We start from the raw sequence: 15,355 nt of genomic DNA, 5'->3' as shown, positions 1-15,355 counted from the left end.
CGGATGCTGTCGGCAACTCCTGGATGGGCGGAAGATGTTGGCGCACAATGCATCGTGGAATGCGACCGGATCGGCGGCGCGGGTGCTGGAGCTGGACAGCTATCGGCTGCTCGGCCGTTCCGGGCTACGTGTGTCGCCGCTGGCGCTCGGCACGATGACCTTCGGCACCGATTGGGGCTGGGGTGCGGACAAGGATGAGGCGCGCCGGATCTTCGACGCCTACGTCGCGCGCGGCGGCAACTTCATCGATACCGCGAACCAGTACACCAACGGCACCGCCGAGGAATGGCTGGGCGAGTTCGCCGCCACCGATCGCGAAAGTCTGGTGCTGGCAACCAAGTACAGCGCGATCCGACGGCTCACCGATCCGAATTCCGGTGGCAATCACCGTAAGAGCATGGTGGCCTCGGTCGAGGCAAGTCTGCGCCGACTGCGCACCGACTACCTCGACGTGTTGTATCTGCACCTGTGGGACGGGCTGACACCGATGGACGAAATCGTGCGCGCTATGGATGATCTCGTCCGTGCGGGCAAGGTGCTCTACCTCGGCATCTCGGATACCCCTGCGTGGCGGATCGCGCGCATGCAGACGTTAGCGGAGCTGCGCGGCTGGTCGCCGCTGATCGCGTTGCAGATCGAATACAACCTCATCGAGCGGACCGGTGAACGCGAGCTGATTCCGATGGCGCGCGAACTCGGCCTCGGTGTAATTCCCTGGTCACCCTTGGCGAGCGGCGTACTGACCGGCAAATACACCCGCGCCGATCTTACCGACACCACCGCGACCGGGGGATCACGCAAGAGCATCGCGGTGGCCAACGACTCGCTGACCGAGCGCGGACTGGCGATCGCCGATGCCGTCGGTCAGGTCGCCGACGAACTCGGGCGCACACCCGCACAGGTCGCACTGGCGTGGACGCTGCGCAACCCCGCCGTCGCGGCTCCCATCGTAGGAGCCCGCACCATACGCCAACTCGACGACAACCTCGGCGCATTGAGCGTTGCCTTCGATGACCACCACCTGAATCGGTTGCACCAGGCCGCCGCGGTGGAACTCGGTTTCCCCCACGATTTCCTCGCTCGGCCGCTGGCACGCAACACCGTATTCGGTGATCTGCGCATCCGGGCCTACACGCAGACATGAGCCGCAAATAGATACCCGCTCAACGAATTCTGGCGACTACGCCGAGAACAGGAAGGATGGGTGCTCGCCGATGCCGAACATCGCCGACGTACTGACGGACCGAATGCTGTCACGTCCCAGGGGGCCTATCGCCCGCCTGTGGTGGCGGGACATGAAGGCCCACCATGAAATATTTCGCGACACCTTGCAAGCACTGGAGCTCCAACCGGCCGACAACCTACTCGAAATCGGCTGCGGCGGAGGCACCTTCGTACAGTGGGCGCTCGAGTCCGGCTGTCGTGCGACCGCCGTCGACCATAGCACTGATATGGTCGCGCTGACCACCCGCAACAATGCTGCCGCGGTACACGACGGTCGCCTCGAGGTGGTCGAGGCAACAGCCGAGGCGCTACCTATGCCCGATGAGCAATTCACCTGCGCGGCAATGGCAAACGTCTTCTTTTTCCTCGACGCCCCACGCGCGCTCACCGAACTGCGGAGGGTACTCGCACCGGGCGCGCGGATCGTGGTGCACACCGTCGCGCCGAACCCGCCCGCATCGGTCGTGCCGCCGCCGGTGGCCCGACGCATGCGCCTGTACACCGACGACGACCTACGCGCACTGTTCCAGGATGCGGGGTTCACCGAGCCCAACGTTGCGCGGCTCGGCGCGGCATTCCAACTCGTCACGGCCAGTCGCTGAGGAGCGTACTTCGTTCGCCGTTGTGTGCCCCTACCGGATTCACGAGCCTGACCTGAACCGAATCGGGCATTCCGGGTCGTCAAGGCCGCTACCGCGAAATCTGCCGTGCCACTATCGCGGCATCGGCGTAGCCGTCGCGAGCGTTCTCTGTGCGGGGCCACGGCCGATGTCGCGCTGGGCGGGTCGTCGAAGTCAGTGTTCGTCGTAGTGGCCGTCGTGCGCGGCGTGGCGATGGCCGTCGTGCACGTAATCGACGTGGTCGCCGTGCGGAATGGCGACGTGTCCACATTCCTCGCCGTGGATATGGTCGTGGCTGTCGTGGGCGATGTGTGTCGGGGGTTCGCATTCGTCGTAGTGGTTGTCGTGGGCGCGATGCACATGGCCGTCGTGCACATAGTCGACGTGGTCGCCGTGGGGGATGGCGACGTGGCCGCAACTAGGGCCGTGGGTGTGTTCGTGGCGTGCATGCTCCGCGTGAACCGCTGCTGTCATCGTGTTCCTCTTTTCTTTGCGGCACTGAGGTGAACATCTACTTGTCACATCATTATATGCGCATGTTCATGTGTGTGCTGATGAATTGCTGAGGTATCGCCCTACCTGCGGCGTGTCCAAGGGCAACTTCGCGAACTCGGGTCGTGCATCAAAGGGGATACCTGTTAGATTTGCGACAATGGTTTTCAGTTTCAAGATCTGATGAGGGATGCAGAATGGCTCGTCCGGGTTCAGCACACGTCTGGTAGGGGCGGCGGTTTGCGCGGCCGCGATTGTCGCGATGGGGACGGCGTGCAGTTCGTCGTCGGATTCGTCGGGGTCGGGCGGCAAGCTCGAGGTGGTGGCGACGATCAACGCGTGGGGCAGCATCGCCGCCCAGCTCGGCGGTGACAAGGTGCACGAGACGAGCATTATCTCCAACCCCGACACCGATCCGCACGACTACGAAGCCTCGCCCGCGGACGCGCGCGCGATCGCTGGTGCCAAGGTCGTGATAGCCAACGGGATCGGCTACGACGCCTGGATCGACAAGCTGCTGGCGGCGAATCCGAGTTCGGACCGCACCGTATTGGATGTCGGCAAGCTGGTCGGTGTCGCCGACGACGGCAACCCACACCAGTGGTACTCGCCCGACGTCGTCGCCAAGGTCGTGGACACGATCACCGCGGACTACAAGAAGGCCGATCCGGCCGACGCCGCGTACTTCGATCAGCAGCGCCAGAAGTTCCTCGACGAGGGTCTGTCGAAGTATCACGGTCTGATCTCCGAGATCAAGACGAAATACGCAGGCACTCCCGTCGGCGCGAGTGAGTCGATCTTCTCTCCGCTGTCGGATGCGTTGGGCCTCAACCTGATCACGCCGCCGGAGTTCTTGAAGGCGATCAGTGAGGGCACCGACCCGGCGCCTGCGGACAAGGCCGCGATCGATCAGCAGATCGCGACCAAGGCGATCAAGGTGTATGTCTACAACAGCCAGAACAGCACCCCGGATGTGCAGGGCCAAGTCGACGCGGCCAAGAAGCAGGGCATCGCGGTGGCGACGGTGACCGAAACCCTTGCCCCGGAGAACGCGTCGTTCCAGGATTGGCAATCGAGCCAGTTGACGCAGCTGCGCGACGCGTTGCACACCGCGACCGGCAAGTAGGTGACCAGCACGCAGACAGGGGCCGCGAAGGACGATGTCGCGGCCCCGCCGAACCCACCGGCCCCTGCCGATGCACTCCCCGCAGCCGCGATCCGGTTGCGGGGGGTGGCCGCGGTCGTGGGTGGGAAACGAATCTGGTCGGATGCTTCCTTGGACGTGCAGCCTGGCGAGTTCGTCGCCGTGTTGGGGCCGAACGGGGCCGGAAAGTCCACGCTGCTGAAGGTCGTGCTCGGCCTCACCCCGCCGGTCGCGGGTACGGTCGAGGTGCTGGGCAGTCGCGCCGGTCGAGGCAATACCCGCATCGGCTATCTGCCGCAGCGGCGGGCCTTCGATGCGAGCGTGCGCATCCGCGGCGTCGACATCGTGCGACTCGGACTCGACGGCGCACGATGGGGGACACCGATCCCGTGGTTGTCCAGACTGCTGACACCCCAACGGTTCCGGGATCGAGAGCATCGACTGCGCGAGGTTATCGAACTGGTGGGCGCCAGCGCGTACGCGCACCGGCCGATCGGGCAGTGCTCCGGTGGTGAACAGCAACGGCTGCTGATCGCGCAGGCCCTGATCCGACGACCTCGGCTACTGCTGCTCGACGAGCCCTCGACAGCCTCGACGTGCCGAGCCAAGCCGGTATCAGCGCACTGGTGCGCGATATCTGCCGACAGCAGCAGGTCGCGGTCGTCCTGGTCGCTCACGACGTGAATCCGATCCTGCCGTATCTGGACCGCCTCGTTTATGTCGCGCGCGCAACAGCAGTGAGCGGTACGCCCGAGGAAGTGATCACCAGCGCGAAACTGACCCCCTCTACGGTATTCCGATCGAAGTGCTGCGCGACAGCACCGGCCGGATGGTGATCGTCGGACAACCCGACGTGCCCGCCGTGCACGCTATCGCGGATCCTGTTGCGGGGCAGGAGCGATGAACCCGGTCGCGACCTGGAATCTGGCGCATGATCTGCGGCAGATGATGGCGTATCCGTTCATGGTCAATGCCGTGCGCGCGGGCACCATTGTGGCCATTGTGGCGGGCGCGGTGGGCTGGGTGATGGTGCTGCGGCGCGAAAGCTTCGCCGGGCACACCCTGGCCGTGGTCGGGTTTCCCGGTGCCGCGGCCGCCACCTGGCTCGGATTGTCCACCGGATTCGGCTATTTCGCCGCCTGTGCGGGGGCGGCGCTGGTGATAGCCGCGCTTCCGTCGGCGGCCCGATCTCGCGGGGCCGGCGAGCAGCCCGCGATCATCGGCACCGTGCAAGCCTTCGCACTGGCCACCGGCATGCTGTTCGTCAGCCTCTACAAAGGATTCCTCTCCGGGTTGACGAACCTGCTGTTCGGCACCATCGCCGGTGTCACCGACGACCAGGTCACCCTGCTACTCGCTGCCGGAATCCCGTGTCTGCTCCTGCTGCTGGGCAGGCCTCTGCTGTGGGCGTCACTGGACCCGGAAACCGCGGCAGCCCACGGAGTTCCGGTGCGATTCGTGGGCGCGGCATTCCTGCTGCTGCTCGGCGTCGCCGCGGCCGGCACCAGCCAGGTCACCGGGAGTCTGCTGGTCTTCGCGCTACTCGTCGCGCCCGCGGCGGCCGCGCACCAGCTCACCTCCCATCCCGGTATCGGCATCGCGGTCTCGATCGTGATCGCCCTCGTCGTCACCTGGGCCGGTATGGGTTTCGCGTTCTACTCGCCGTATCCGATCGGATTCTGGGTCAGCAGTTTCGCCTTCGCCTGCTATCTGCTGTGCGCGGGGTACCGAGCCACGCTGCAGCGTTGGCGAGGACGCCATGCGCCGGTACCGCAGCCGCCCAGCGCGCTAGAACGGGCCGTCGTATGAGCGATTTGACGGCGATGCTGTCGCATCCATTCATCATCCACGCACTCACCGCGGGCACGGCCGTCGCGATCCTGTGCGGACTCGTCGGCTACTTCGTCGTCCAACGCGGTGAAGTCTTCGCCGGTGATGCCCTCGGCCACGTCGCCTACACCGGAGCCATGGCCGCCCTCGCAGCCGGAATAGATCCGCGGATAGGACTTTTCGCCGCGACTCTCATCGCCGGACTCGCGCTCGGAGCGGGCGGCGGCCGTGGTGGTGATGATGTCGCGATCGGTTCGTTCTTCGCCTGGATGCTGGGGCTGGGTGTGCTGTTTCTGACCTACTACACCACCCACCGAAGCACCGGGAACAGCACCGCGAACGTCACCGTCTTATTCGGCAGCATCTTCGGTATCAGCGCCAGCGCCGCGACGACCGCGGTCCTCATCGCCGTCGGTGTCGGTATGGTGCTGCTTGCGATATCGCGCCCGCTGCTGTTCGCCACGGTGGATCCGGCGGTCGCCGGGGCGGCGGGAGTGCCCGTCCGAATCCTGGGTGCGCTGTTTCTCGCGATCGTTGGCGCCACTGTCGCCGAGGCTACCCAAATCGTCGGTGCCATAGTCGTTCTCGGGCTGCTCGCCGCCCCGCCCGCCGCAGCCGCGCGGCTCACCGGGCAGCCTTGGCGCGCGTTCTGGCTGTCTGCGGGACTGGCCACCCTTGCGGTCTGGGTGGGCATCACACTGTCCTATGCGATCCCGGCCGCGCCGGCCAACTTCACCATCATCGCCGTGGCCGCCGTCGGCTATCCGGCCGCCGTACTCTTCGACCGAATTCGCCGATACCGTTCGCGTGGCTATGTCGCAACCGGACCGTCGCTCAGCTGAGCGCACAGTGGCGCGGCGCCCTCGTGTGACCGTGCGGCAACGTGTCGTGCTCGACGCGCTGCGCCGCGACGACCGCTTCCGAAGCGCCCAGCAGCTGCATGCCGATCTCCGCCTGAGCTCTACCATCGGAATCGGGCTGACCAGCGTCTACCGCATTCTGCATCGACTCGCCGACCTGCAGCTCGGGAAACCCAGCGTGCCGAGGATGGCGAACTCTTGTATCGAATCCGCGACGGCGTCGGCCACCACCACTACCTGATGTGCCGAATCTGCGGCCGCGCCGAACGATTCACCCTCGACGAAGTCGAACAGTACGCCGATCATATCGCCCGGCAACATCGGTACCGCGACGTCAGCCACCGCCTCGACCTCTACGGCATCTGTCCCCGGTGCGCCGCATGACCATAGAATGGCCCGCAGTGCCGGGTGAATACGGCGCGGACGCGTGTCGGTGAGCGCCTCGCGTCGCGAACACCGTATCGCCGATAACACGGGAGCACAGTCGGTCCATTATCAATCAGGGGTTGGTTGACGAACCGATTCGACGGCTGCCGCTGACAGGATGGGGGATCAGTGCTCGCCCAGAACACGCTGAACTCGGTACGGACGAAGCTGTCCTCGACGTATGTGCTTGCGGCTCTCGTCGTCGCCGGGCTGGTCGTGCAGGCTCCGCTGGCGCGCGCCGTAGGGGCATCGGCGCGGTTGCAGACCGCGGTGACGATCTTCGCAGGTGTTTTCGTCCAGGCGGTGCCGTTTCTTGTGCTCGGCGTACTGGTCAGCGGCGCGATCGCGGCCTTAGTTTCACCTGCGGTGCTGCGAAAAGTATTGCCGCGTAATGAATCCGCGGCAATCGGTGTGGCCGGGCTGGCGGGTATGGCACTGCCGGGCTGTGAGTGCGGCGTCGTACCGGTGGCACGTCGGCTGACCGATCAGGGCGCGCCGGGTTCGGTCGCCCTGGCGTTCATGCTGTCCGCGCCCGCGATCAACCCCGTGGTCTTGATCGCGACGGCGGTGGCGTTCCCCGGCGAGCCAGGGATGGTGGCAGCGCGGTTCACCGGCTCACTCGCCACCGCGGTGGTGATGGGCCTGATCTGGTCGCGGATCGGGCGTCCGGCGTGGATGCTTCCGCGCGGTCGCGGCCACGACCACTGTGTGGTCGGGCGGACCCGCTGGGAGGTCTTCACCGAGGCCGCACGCCATGATCTCCTGCAAGCCAGCGCATTTCTCGTACTCGGCGCCGCGGCCGCTGCCGCCCTGCATGTGCTGGTTCCGCCGTCCTGGTACGAGCATCTGGCGGGCCAGATGGCGATGGCCGTCTTGGTGATGGCGGTGCTGGCGATCGTGCTGGCACTGTGTTCGGAGGCCGACGCGTTCGTCGCCGCGAGCATGTCGGCGCTGCCGCTGCTGCCGCGCCTGGTGTTCCTGGTGGTCGGCCCAGCGGTCGATGTGAAACTCTTCGCCATGCAGGCCGGAACGTTCGGGCGGTCGTTCGCAACGCGGTTCGCGCCGTTGACATTTGTGGTGGCCGTGACATGCGGCACGATCGCCGGACTCGTCTTCCTGGGAGGTGCCCGATGAAACGGGAGACACAGAATCTGGTGTTGGTGCTGATCGGCGCCGCGGTGTTGTGGATCGCGCTCGACGGTGCTTACCTGCGCTATGTGAAACCGAGCCTGTATCCGTTTCTGCTGATCAGCGGCGTCGGATTCATCCTGCTCGGGCTGGTCGCGATCGTGCGCGATATCCGCCGCGGCACGGCCACCCCAGGTGACGATGACCATGAGCACGGCACCGGCCGCTCCCATTGGCTGCTGCTGATCCCCGCCGCCGCACTGCTGCTCATCGCCCCGCCCGCACTCGGTGCGGGCGCCGCCGTGACCAGCTCTCCGGTCCAGGTCGTGCCGCGCGATTCGGCTGCGTCGGCACCGAAGCAGCGGCCGTTCCCGCCGCTGCCCTCCGATGCCGCGCCGAACTTGACGGTCGTGGACCTGGTCAACCGGGCGCTGCTGGATTCCAATCATTCCCTGGACGGCCGCGAGGTGACGATCAGCGGATTCGTCATCCGCCCAAAGGATCTCGAACAACAACAGCCCGCTACCACCGAGGCCGATCTGGCTCGCGTGGTCATCACCTGCTGCGTTGCCGATGCCCGCTACGTGCTCGTACATCTAGCCGGTCTGCCGGAACCGATCGAGGACGACGCCTGGCTGGAGGTTCGCGGTGTCGTGCAAACCGATAGCGCCCAGCACGATCCCGATCAGACCCCGACCCTCGCTGTCATCGACTACCAGCGGATCCCGGCTCCCGACCGTCCATACGAACGCGGGCGATAGCGACGACAGTTGCTCTCACGGTCGACACGCGCAGCGACGTAACGACAGGCTTCGTGTGGATGTGTAGGGCATGTGATCGGTTGCGGCACCATGCTGTCCGGCGGTGAGCACCAACGTGTTTCGATCGCCGCGCGCTGCTCGAACTGGCCCGGGTGGTGCTGTTGGACGAGGCAACCGCCCTTGATCCCGGCAATGAGGCCGCTGTCGGCGATGTGCTGCGCGCCCTCGCGGCCGACCGCACCCTGCTCGTCATCGCCCACCGCCTGCAGACGGTTACCGCGGCGACCGGATCCTGCTACTGGTTCATCCCGGCGGTACGGCGAAACAACTGCGGGGTGGCGCGGATGAGCTCGTCATGAACGAGGCCACCTCGAATCTCGACAGCGAAACGAACGGGCGATCCACACCGCGCTGAAAGCGGCACGTGCAGGCCGCACGACGACCATTATCGCACACCGGCTTTCGACGATCCGCAGTGCCGACCGCATCGTCGTACTGGACGGCGGATCGGTCGTCCAAGTCGGCCCGGACAAGGAACTGGTCGCGGAACCCGACGGCGCATACGCCCGATTGATCGCGGCCCAGTTCTGACCGCCCGGCAGATGAAGTGACCGTGGCAGAGATCGCCGACCGGGCGGGAGTAGCGGCGTCGGGACCGGCTGATCTCGAAGGGGCGGACTACCCGGCGAATCCTGCCGGGTAGTCCGCGACCGGTCGGCGATCCGCTCAGGAACGAGAGGCCAACTCCACCGGCTGTCCGGACTCGGTATCGGGTCGGGGGACGAAGTCGGGATCGATCTGTGCGACCAGATCCTCACCGGCCCATGCCTTGGCGTTGCGCACGTGGAACTCGATGGCTTGGCGCTGGTAGGCGACCCAGTCGCGGGTGACTGCGTCGAGGGCGGACTGGATCGTCGCCAGAGCTTGGCGGTTGTCGGGTTCGAGGTCGGTGATCGGCCGGATGTCGCCGCGCTCGGCCGCGCGTACGTGTGCGGAGCGGCCTATTGAGCACAGCAGGTTCTCACCGACGTGTTCGCGCAGGAAGGCCAGATCGTCGGCGTCGCAGATCTTGTTGCCGATGATGGCGATGCGGATGCCGAAATCCTTGGAGTAGTTGAGATATTGGCGATAGACCCCGACGCTGCGCAGGGTCGGCTCGCACACCAGGGCGGTCAGGTCGAAGCGGGTGAACAACCCTGATGCGAACGAGTCGGCTCCGGCGGTCATATCGACCACCACGTACTCACCGGCACCGTCGACCGTGTGGTTGAGCAGCAACTCGGCCGCTCCGACCTTGGAGTGATAGCAGGCCACCCCGAGATCCTCATCGGTGAAAGGGCCGGTCACCATCAGCCGGGCACCACCGACGTCCCGCACGCAGGCGGAGTAGACCGGATTGTCCTCGGTGACGCCTATCAGCCGGGAACCCGCTCCAGGCGGGGTCGTTTTGATCATCGCCGCTGCCGAGGAAATCCGCGGGTTGTCCCCGCGCAGATAGTCCTTGATCAACGGCAGGTGCTCGCCCAGGGTCGGCAGGATCAGTGATTCTTCTTCGCTGGCCCCCAATGCCGTGGCCAGGTGCTGGTTGATATCGGCGTCGATCGCCAAGGTGGGCGAACCCTGCTCGACCAGATGACGGATGAACAACGAGGACAGGGTTGTCTTGCCGCTGCCACCCTTACCGACGAAGGCGATCTTCACCGCCACACTCCTCTCGTATCAGTAACGATATTCATGTTCGAGATTGACAACGACAATGTACTCGACACCTCGCCGCGATCGAACGGAGGGTGGCGCAAGCGTCGATGAGTTCCGTTCTCCCACAAGAGGTTCCAGGCGACACGCACGCGACGAGCGTCCGGCGCACAGAACGCTTTCTCCCCGAGTCGATTCCCGAATCCTGATGCGGGGCGTCGAACATCCGTCCCCACTTGCGATGCGGCCAGCTGGCCACTCGGGATCAAGGCAGCTTGGGGCGTGTCGATTCAGGCCCTTATCATGCGCGCCGGAGCGCTGGACCTGATCAACGAGACCCGCACGCGATCGTTGATGGTGCAGCTGTCGGCGAAAGGCTGGCGACGCGACGAACTCGTTACCGTCGGTCACGAGCGCCAGTTGCTGATATGGACGCTCCTCAGCCGACGATTCGGCCCCAAGCCCTACCGCCTTGCCGCGGACCCACTGGCGATACCGGCTGCGGTCCTTCGGTCTGTCGCGCCGAGGCCGGACGAGGCCCGCGACGGAACGTCGGACACGCCCGGATCGGTCCACGCGATCGGGTCAACTCACTGAACGTCTTCCGTCTGTTGCCAGGCTGGTTCGTCGCCGAGGTTCATTCGGCCCGCGAGGATCGCCGACGAAAGTGATCAGCCTTGCCAGGCGGTGGATAAGGTGTCCGGGTGCCTGGCACGCTGATGGGTTCGGATCTTGAGTTGCTCTACGGCCGGGGACAACGTGATCTCCGGCTTGCCGTCGCCAGGACTGTGTTTCTGGATGTCGAATAGGGTGGCCGTGACGAACTCGCCGAATTTGGTTGGGTCGTTCCGCGGGCGCGGGGCGGTATCCTGATCGCGGAGTGTCAGGACGCGCACGCGCTCCCTTCTCGCCTGAGTCACCCCGCCCACGCCGGTTCGGTGACGTCGATGGCCGAGGTCCTTCCCGGGGCCCGCGATAGCTCGATTTCCCCTGTATCGCATGGTCTTTCGTCATAGGCAGGGGTGGTGTGGGTGCCCGTGCCGGAACTGGACGAGGACATGCCCAAGAACAGCAGCGCGCGCCGCCGACGCCGGGCTCGTCGGATCGAGGCCGAGGAAGGCGTGAAATACACCGAGGCTCTGCACCGCGGCGACGAACTCGCCGAACAAGCCCGGACCGAGTCGGTGTTATGTCCACCGAAAATCGAGATCGACGGGGTCAAACGGTATTACCGGCGCAGCGACGCCGAGCAGCTCGGTCAGGACGGTTTGGCAGATCCGGTCGGTGAGGATGTGGTGGCTGCGGCGGATGTGCTGTTGCCACAGGTGCGAGCCTTGCAGTCGGTCAGGCTGCGGCCGAGCTCTGCGGCCGGCCCAGACGGACAGCGGCGCCGGGTGGTGCAATGCGAGCAGCGTGAGGAGTTCCGTGAGACGGTGCGGAAGGTACTCGACCATTTGCTTCGGGTGCGCGAGGACGCCGACATCGCCTGTGTCGAGTGGCAGACCGTGGCCGTCGCCCGCTACCAGGTCGAGGTGGGGCTGAGCGGGCTGCTTCGGATCACCGACGGACCACTGCGTGACAGGGTCGAATCGGCTGTCGAAGCTTCCGAGCTCCTCTTCATGATCACCGAGGCCGTCCACAGCCGCGGATGCCTCCTCGGCGCCGGAGACAACCGGTCCCGGCGAGGCCGGGGACACTCAGCTTGTGGCGGCGGAGAGGTGCGGGTGCGAGTACAGGTCTTCGACGACGAAACGATCATCACTGTCCCGGGATGTCCCCGGCACGCCGCCGAGGAAATCGTCTATTGGGACTGCGATGTCGAGATGGGCGAGGTCGGAATTGAGGTGATGGGCGGCACGGACGAGGATCTCGACACGATTTACGCACTCGCCGACGAGGTCCGGCGCGAGCGTGACCGGACTCGGCGAGAACGGGAGAAGAACAAGTCAGGTTCGTACACGTTGCCTTCGCCGCCGTGGATGCGCCGCGAGGACTGGTGATAAGTCAACATCCTCCCGGGATTGCCCGAGGAGACCGTAGCGGAACATGTCGTGGTCATCTGACAGCGTCGACTATGCGGCGCCGCTACGGGCGATTGCGCTGAGGAGGTATCTGGCGACGCCTGCGAGTTTCCTTGCGTCGGCGCGGGCGCGTCGAATCGGAGGAGCTCGGTGTTGCGGCGGTGGGCCCTGACTTGGTGGTTACAGGCCGCTGTGTGGATTCGAGAGCCGCCGCGATGTCGCCGGCGTCCGGATCCGCAGCGCCTCAGCGGCGAGTTTGAACAGCGCGCCGTCCGCGTCGAACTGGCAGCCCGCCGATTGCTGCATGATTATTCCGTTGCGGAGCAACGATTATCGGTATACGGGGACGCCGCTTACGGCGCGGGAAAGGTGCTGAGCGATCCTCGTAGAAGGCGATCTCGGTCCGTGAGACGCCGACCTAACGCGCCACGTACTCCACGGCATTATCCGGGACCTTGCCGCGACCACGAGGGAATTCGCCGTCGTCGGATAGCAGCGGACCGTAGGCGATGATGAGGTCCGTCCAGACGCGTGGGTCGCCGAAGCTGATTCGCGTGTTGCGACGATCCCGTGACCCCGCTGCTCTCATGCGACGTTGGTGATGGGTAGCAGGTTGCGCTCGCCGAAGACTTTCTTGGCGACCAGGGTAGCGTTGATGGCGCGTGGTATGCCGCAGTAGACGCTGGCGTGCAGCAGCGCCTCGGAGATCTCCACCGGGGGCAGCCCGACGTTCAGGGCGGCGTTGAAGTGCACCTCCAGCTCGATCTCGCAGCCGCCCAGCGCCGTGAGGACGCCCAGGGTGACCAGCTGGCGGTCGCGGGGCGGCAGCTCGGGCCGGGAGTACATGTCGCAGAAGGCCCAGGCGACCACCTGGTGGCCCAGTTCGGGCGAGGTGTCGGCCAATGCGTCGACGATGCGCTGCCCGGCCTCGCCGTCGACCTGCTCCAGCACTGTCATGCCGTGTCCGTAGCGGTCCTGCTTCGTGGTCATCTCGGGTCCTTTCGATCTCGTACCGATGGCTCAATGCTGGCCCGGACGCACCCGAAATCTGCTCATCAGGCATGACTAGATATAGTTTCCATGCTTGGGAGGTATGGATGGAATTACGGCTACTCGGTTATGTGGTGGCGATTGCCGAGGAGGGCAGTATCAGCGGGGCGGCGCGGCGGCTGAGCTTGACCCAGCCGACGCTGAGCCGTCAGCTCAAGGAGCTGGAACGGCGGGTGGGCACGCCGCTGTTCGAGCGGGAGGGGCGCGGGCTGGTGCCGACGGCGGCGGGGGACGCGTTGGCCCGGCGGGCCACCATCGTGCTAGCCGAGGCCGAGGCCGCGCTCGAGGACGTCCGGCTGGCCGCGGAGGGTCGCAGCGGGCGGCTCACCGTGGCCTTCGCCGGATCGGGCATCAACGGCCCACTCGGCGCGGTGCTCGGCAGAGTGAGCCGGGAACTTCCCCGGGTGGCGTTGCGGCTGGAGGAAAGCTTCAGCGACACCGAGATGTCGGCCGGTGTGCTGGACGGTCGCTTCGATATCGCCGTGCAGCGGCTGCCGATGCGCGACCCCCGCCTTGCCACCCAGGTCTGGTGGCACGAGCCGATGGCGCTGTTTCTGCCCGATGGTCACCCGCTCGCGTACGGCAGGGAGCCCGCACCGCTTGCGGCGCTCGGGCAGATCCCGCTGGTGCTGTGGCCGCGGGAGGTGTCGCCGCAGTCCTACGATGAAATCATTGCGCTCTGCGAGAAGGCGGCAGTGGTCCCCCGGATCGGTGCCGAAGGCCGCAGCGTGCAGACCGTCCTAGCCCTCGTCGCCGCTGGCTTCGGCGCCGCCGTCATGTCCGACTCACACCGCGCCCTCAGGCGCGTGGGTGTTACCGCACGCGCGCTGGCCGGCACCCGCACGACCCTGCATCTGGTCTGGCGCGCCAAAGACCGAAGCCCCATCGTGGAGCGCTTCCGCTTGGTACTCGCCGAGATCCGCGCCAGGAGTGAACAGTCCTGAGCAGCAACCTGAACCTGCTGGCTTGCCGGCCAGCCTTCATCGACTGGCAACACCGCATCTATCGAGGTCGACATCGACGCCGAACTCGCCCAGCTCGGGCCGACCGGCTATCGGCCGCTGCGGGTCCGCGACACCTTGTTCTGATCCAGCCAACGCCGGGCCACGAGGTTGTCGGCGTGATCGACGCGGTCGGGGACGATGTCACATCGTGGCAAGTCGGCGAGCGGGTCGGTCTGGGCTTCCTCGGCGGTCATTGTGGCGAATGAGACTGGTGCCAGCGTGGTGATTTTGTGAATTGCGAGAATCAGCCGCAACCCGGCACGACAGCAGACGGCGGCTACGCCGCTACGCCGAGGTGACATATGCGCGCGCGACCGGCGTGGTCGGTATCCCGGACGCGTTGAGTTCGCTTGAAGCGTCGCCATTGCTGTGCACAACGCGCCGGCGGCGCGGCCGGTGGTCTCGTCGGCATGCAGCACCGGCGCGGACACCAACAAGGCGCGCATGTGGGCGGTGAACGTCTTCTCCAACCGTCGGGCCGCGCGGCCACGCACCCCGGCGAGGAACCCAGTCGAGACGTCGATGCCGCACAACCCCCGAATGCTCGCCCGCGTCGGCCCAATCCCCCGGCCGTCACCGCCCCGCAACACCCGCACGCACGCGAAACACACTGATACTCGGTGACTTCCGGTGCCGGTGCCGAGGGGATGTCGACCACCTGGCGACGTTGCCGCCCCACCTCCGCCGCATCCCGCAGCGAACCCGAACAACCCTGGCAGCGTGGGGGTTCGAGTATGACGATCGTGCGGTCCGGGTCATCGAAAAAGCCGCTGCGATACCGACGACGACCCCGGCTGCTTACCCGGCTTACGACCCGACCGCGACCGCGACGAACGTTTCTTGGCCGGCTTCTTGTCCCACGGCGGTGCCCGTCGACATACAACACGCCCATGCACACGCGCGCAAGCTACATCGTGAAAATCGGGATCCCCGGCACGACGGAAGCTTGAGTTCGCGTACCGTTTGGGGGATTTTTCGGGAAAACGGAGAGTACTCAATCCTTTCCCTTCTCAACATATAGCCCACCGGGGGCCTTGCGGCAAGACCCGGGGTGTGCCGCAGAATTGCCGACCTAAGCCAGAATCTGCGGACATTGGGAG

Annotated in this window: 21 protein-coding genes and 1 pseudogene; 15 read left to right on the top strand and 7 right to left on the bottom strand. The window is 65.8% G+C overall.

The window, feature by feature from the left end; all coding sequences use genetic code 11:
- Positions 1 to 34: 34 nt before the first annotated feature.
- On the top strand, positions 35 to 1,144 hold the full coding sequence (locus ACV7NQ_RS01235; protein WP_463357889.1) for an aldo/keto reductase: 1,110 nt from the start codon (positions 35 to 37) through the stop codon (positions 1,142 to 1,144).
- 151 nt (positions 1,145 to 1,295) lie between these two features.
- Complete coding sequence (locus ACV7NQ_RS01230; RefSeq protein WP_463357888.1) at positions 1,296 to 1,826, top strand: class I SAM-dependent methyltransferase; 531 nt, start codon at positions 1,296 to 1,298, stop codon at positions 1,824 to 1,826.
- Positions 1,827 to 2,018: 192 nt separating this feature from the next.
- Here the strand turns inward: ACV7NQ_RS01230 and ACV7NQ_RS01225 are convergent, their stop codons facing one another.
- Entirely contained in the window at positions 2,019 to 2,318 is a 300-nt protein-coding gene (locus ACV7NQ_RS01225; protein WP_463357887.1) for a hypothetical protein, read from the bottom strand.
- A 208-nt stretch (positions 2,319 to 2,526) separates the two neighbouring features.
- Here ACV7NQ_RS01225 and ACV7NQ_RS01220 point away from each other — a divergent pair, with 208 nt between their 5' ends.
- The 9 genes from ACV7NQ_RS01220 to ACV7NQ_RS01180 all read left to right on the top strand — a co-directional run bounded on the left by ACV7NQ_RS01220 (position 2,527) and on the right by ACV7NQ_RS01180 (position 8,844).
- Entirely contained in the window at positions 2,527 to 3,462 is a 936-nt protein-coding gene (locus tag ACV7NQ_RS01220) for a metal ABC transporter solute-binding protein, Zn/Mn family (RefSeq protein ID WP_463357886.1), read from the top strand.
- A complete protein-coding gene (locus ACV7NQ_RS01215; protein WP_463357885.1) occupies positions 3,463 to 4,164 on the top strand; it encodes a metal ABC transporter ATP-binding protein in 702 nt (233 codons plus the stop codon).
- A gap of 216 nt (positions 4,165 to 4,380) precedes the next feature.
- Complete coding sequence (locus ACV7NQ_RS01210; RefSeq protein ID WP_463357884.1) at positions 4,381 to 5,289, top strand: metal ABC transporter permease; 909 nt, start codon at positions 4,381 to 4,383, stop codon at positions 5,287 to 5,289.
- Positions 5,286 to 6,152, top strand: coding sequence for a metal ABC transporter permease (locus tag ACV7NQ_RS01205; RefSeq protein WP_463357883.1), 867 nt, complete (start codon positions 5,286 to 5,288; stop codon positions 6,150 to 6,152). The genes ACV7NQ_RS01210 and ACV7NQ_RS01205 overlap by 4 nt, the downstream gene beginning before the upstream one ends.
- Positions 6,153 to 6,183: 31 nt before the next feature.
- The gene (locus ACV7NQ_RS01200) at positions 6,184 to 6,411 is read left to right on the top strand and encodes a hypothetical protein (protein ID WP_463366089.1); all 228 of its coding nucleotides are present in this window, start codon (positions 6,184 to 6,186) and stop codon (positions 6,409 to 6,411) included.
- Positions 6,411 to 6,554 carry a hypothetical protein gene (locus ACV7NQ_RS01195; RefSeq protein ID WP_463365482.1) on the top strand — a complete coding sequence of 48 codons (144 nt, stop codon included), beginning with the start codon at positions 6,411 to 6,413 and terminating at the stop codon, positions 6,552 to 6,554. Before ACV7NQ_RS01200 ends, ACV7NQ_RS01195 begins: the two co-directional genes overlap by 1 nt.
- Before the next feature lie 171 nt (positions 6,555 to 6,725).
- Positions 6,726 to 7,730, top strand: coding sequence for a permease (locus tag ACV7NQ_RS01190; RefSeq protein ID WP_463357882.1), 1,005 nt, complete (start codon positions 6,726 to 6,728; stop codon positions 7,728 to 7,730).
- Complete coding sequence (locus ACV7NQ_RS01185; RefSeq protein WP_463357881.1) at positions 7,727 to 8,485, top strand: TIGR03943 family putative permease subunit; 759 nt, start codon at positions 7,727 to 7,729, stop codon at positions 8,483 to 8,485. The genes ACV7NQ_RS01190 and ACV7NQ_RS01185 overlap by 4 nt, the downstream gene beginning before the upstream one ends.
- Positions 8,486 to 8,646: 161 nt before the next feature.
- Complete coding sequence (locus ACV7NQ_RS01180) at positions 8,647 to 8,844, top strand: hypothetical protein (RefSeq protein ID WP_463357880.1); 198 nt, start codon at positions 8,647 to 8,649, stop codon at positions 8,842 to 8,844.
- Positions 8,845 to 9,211: 367 nt separating this feature from the next.
- Here ACV7NQ_RS01180 and ACV7NQ_RS01175 read toward each other — a convergent pair whose 3' ends face one another.
- Positions 9,212 to 10,186, bottom strand: a complete 975-nt coding sequence (locus tag ACV7NQ_RS01175; RefSeq protein WP_463357879.1) for an ATP-binding protein — start codon at positions 10,184 to 10,186, stop codon at positions 9,212 to 9,214.
- A gap of 276 nt (positions 10,187 to 10,462) precedes the next feature.
- On the opposite strand from ACV7NQ_RS01175, the gene ACV7NQ_RS01170 reads away from it, so the two are divergent.
- Positions 10,463 to 10,777, top strand: a complete 315-nt coding sequence (locus tag ACV7NQ_RS01170; protein ID WP_463357878.1) for a hypothetical protein — start codon at positions 10,463 to 10,465, stop codon at positions 10,775 to 10,777.
- A gap of 74 nt (positions 10,778 to 10,851) precedes the next feature.
- Here ACV7NQ_RS01170 and ACV7NQ_RS01165 read toward each other — a convergent pair whose 3' ends face one another.
- The gene (locus ACV7NQ_RS01165) at positions 10,852 to 11,076 is read right to left on the bottom strand and encodes a hypothetical protein (protein WP_463357877.1); all 225 of its coding nucleotides are present in this window, start codon (positions 11,074 to 11,076) and stop codon (positions 10,852 to 10,854) included.
- A 135-nt stretch (positions 11,077 to 11,211) separates the two neighbouring features.
- Here ACV7NQ_RS01165 and ACV7NQ_RS01160 point away from each other — a divergent pair, with 135 nt between their 5' ends.
- Positions 11,212 to 12,180: a hypothetical protein gene (locus ACV7NQ_RS01160; protein ID WP_463357876.1), complete on the top strand. Its 969-nt coding sequence runs from the start codon at positions 11,212 to 11,214 to the stop codon at positions 12,178 to 12,180.
- A gap of 201 nt (positions 12,181 to 12,381) precedes the next feature.
- Here ACV7NQ_RS01160 and ACV7NQ_RS01155 read toward each other — a convergent pair whose 3' ends face one another.
- From ACV7NQ_RS01155 to ACV7NQ_RS01145, 3 genes are all read right to left on the bottom strand, one after another.
- Complete coding sequence (locus ACV7NQ_RS01155; RefSeq protein ID WP_463357875.1) at positions 12,382 to 12,507, bottom strand: hypothetical protein; 126 nt, start codon at positions 12,505 to 12,507, stop codon at positions 12,382 to 12,384.
- 112 nt (positions 12,508 to 12,619) lie between these two features.
- On the bottom strand, positions 12,620 to 12,790 hold the full coding sequence (locus tag ACV7NQ_RS01150; RefSeq protein ID WP_463357874.1) for a hypothetical protein: 171 nt from the start codon (positions 12,788 to 12,790) through the stop codon (positions 12,620 to 12,622).
- Positions 12,787 to 13,191, bottom strand: a complete 405-nt coding sequence (locus ACV7NQ_RS01145; RefSeq protein ID WP_463357873.1) for a carboxymuconolactone decarboxylase family protein — start codon at positions 13,189 to 13,191, stop codon at positions 12,787 to 12,789. Before ACV7NQ_RS01145 ends, ACV7NQ_RS01150 begins: the two co-directional genes overlap by 4 nt.
- Before the next feature lie 107 nt (positions 13,192 to 13,298).
- On the opposite strand from ACV7NQ_RS01145, the gene ACV7NQ_RS01140 reads away from it, so the two are divergent.
- Together ACV7NQ_RS01140 and ACV7NQ_RS01135 are read left to right on the top strand one after the other, a co-directional pair.
- Positions 13,299 to 14,195 carry a LysR family transcriptional regulator gene (locus ACV7NQ_RS01140; RefSeq protein ID WP_463357872.1) on the top strand — a complete coding sequence of 299 codons (897 nt, stop codon included), beginning with the start codon at positions 13,299 to 13,301 and terminating at the stop codon, positions 14,193 to 14,195.
- A gap of 176 nt (positions 14,196 to 14,371) precedes the next feature.
- The gene (locus ACV7NQ_RS01135) at positions 14,372 to 14,461 is read left to right on the top strand and encodes a hypothetical protein (protein WP_463365481.1); all 90 of its coding nucleotides are present in this window, start codon (positions 14,372 to 14,374) and stop codon (positions 14,459 to 14,461) included.
- A gap of 240 nt (positions 14,462 to 14,701) precedes the next feature.
- Here ACV7NQ_RS01135 and ACV7NQ_RS01130 read toward each other — a convergent pair.
- Positions 14,702 to 14,749: pseudogene (locus ACV7NQ_RS01130) on the bottom strand (hypothetical protein); the annotation flags it as partial.
- Positions 14,750 to 15,355: the final 606 nt, after the last annotated feature.

It is taken from the genome of Nocardia sp. Tas62D01 (assembly GCF_055232035.1).
This window is presented reverse-complemented; position numbering and strand designations above follow the sequence as displayed.